The sequence below is a fragment of the Thermoflexus sp. genome, assembly GCF_042408365.1.
Lineage (GTDB): Bacteria > Chloroflexota > Anaerolineae > Thermoflexales > Thermoflexaceae > Thermoflexus.
The window spans coordinates 1-1,764 of record NZ_JBHOQJ010000179.1 but is presented as its reverse complement, the minus strand read 5'-3'; the positions used below and the strand labels follow the sequence as shown (position 1 = coordinate 1,764).

At 69.1% G+C, this 1,764-nt stretch carries 1 protein-coding gene and 1 pseudogene; both read left to right on the top strand.

What is annotated here, in order from left to right; translation table 11 throughout:
- Positions 1–245 (top strand): hypothetical protein (locus tag ACFMO5_RS08295; protein WP_376792279.1); only part of this gene is annotated, 245 nt, incomplete at its 5' end.
- A 154-nt stretch (positions 246–399) separates the two neighbouring features.
- Positions 400–1,764, top strand: a pseudogene (locus ACFMO5_RS08290) (hypothetical protein); the annotation flags it as partial.

Here is a 1,764-nt window from a genome sequence, read left to right as displayed (position 1 = left end):
TGACGGTGGCGCGGGCCCATCCGGCGACGGTGCAGTTCTGGGATCGGGCGGGGCGGCTGGGGGGGACGTGGGATCTCTCCTCCCTCGTGGAGCGGATCTACGGCCTGTTGGGGGAGGGGGATCGGGTGTGGATGGGGGCGTTCGAGCGAGTGGCATCCGGGGCGCCGTGTCGCTTCGCCCTGTTGGAGGCGCGCCTCCCGCTCTCTTCAAGCCCCGGCTCTTCGGATGGGCAGCTTGGACGCTGAGGGGGGGAGGATTGAGCAACGGTTGACGAAACGATCCACCCAATGGAAGTAAGGAGCTGGGTGGAGTCGAAACGGCTTCTTTGACCGGACCTCGCCCAACCCAAGGGATCGGTAGCTGCCGCTTGAAAAAGATCTACGAGCAGGAGGTCATCGGATGTCGCACGGGCCCACGAAACGAAGCGCGATGCGCCTGTATCGGTTCCTCGGGGCCCTCGTGCTGGGGCTGGCCGCGTGTAGCCCTAGTGCGCCTCGGCCGTCCTCCCCACCTGCTTCCCCCACGCCGGGCGGGACCCCTTCCCTCGCAGGTCCTACGTCTACGCCTCGCCCGACCTACACGCCGCGCCCTACCCCGACCCCCTCCGCAGCCCTCTGCGAATGGCTCGGGGGGCCCGCCGGCCTCCCCGATCTCCCCTCGCTACGATGGGAGGAGCGGACCTTCGGCCCCCATCGCGTGCGAGTGTTAAGCGGCCTTCCCCTCCTTCCCATCCCTCCCTTCCCCTACCGCTTGACCCCAGACGGCCGCTTCTTAGAAGTTTTCTTCTTTATCGAAGAGGAAGAGGTCACGAAGGAGGCGCTGGTGGCCCTGGATCTCGCCGGCACGGCCCACCGGCTGGTGCAGGCGCCTTCTAAGCTCAGCCCGCAGATTGATCTGCCCTTCTTGGTATGGCTGCGGCGGGATCCCATCCTCGCGGAGTACAACCGGCTCCCCGATGGCCGGCGGCTGCGGATCGACGAGACCGGCCGGGTGCGGGTGGAAGATGGGGAGACCCTCACAGTCGACACCCCCGTCCCGTTCGAAGCGGTCTACCCGGCGGGGGCGAACGGCGCCCTGGGCGTTGACCAGATGGGCCAATTGTGGCGCGGGACCTTGCGGCCTCCGGCGTGGGAGCGGGTCCAGGATGCGCAGGGCCGGCCCCTGGACGGCGGCTGGATCCGCCCGGTCCAATCCCCCGACTGGGCCCTCGTCTTCAACGTCGTGTTCGAGTTCGTGCCCCCGACGGCGACGCCCCGGCCCCCTCGGATCGAACCGGGGACCCGTGGCCCCTCTCCCCCAACCCCTACGCCGTACATCCCAAGCCACGGGGTGCCGGTGGCCTTCCACTTTTGGCGGGTGCCGCTGAAGCGGGGCGCGCCGGCGGTGCGGCTGTCCACGTTCCGGGCGGAGGTGCTCGGCACCGATATGCCAACGCCGGGCCCGGTGCTGCTCCGTGACGGCCGCCACGTGGTGCTTTACTGGCCCTTTATGGTGGTCGCTGAGGGGATCTGGTCCATTAGCGCGCTGGTGGACGTGGAGACCGGGCAGCGGGTGGCGGAGGAGGCGCTGGGATTGCCCGATGGGACCGTGCTGGTGAACGTGACGGCGATGGCCGACGGCCGTTGGGTCTTGGGGGAGGTGGTCGACCGGCGCACCCGGGAGGGACAGGAGATCTGGGTGGCTTCGGGGGAAGACCTCTCGAGGCACTGGACGTTCGAAGGCTGGCGAGGGGTGCAGGCGTGGCATCCGGCCGGGAAGGGGGTG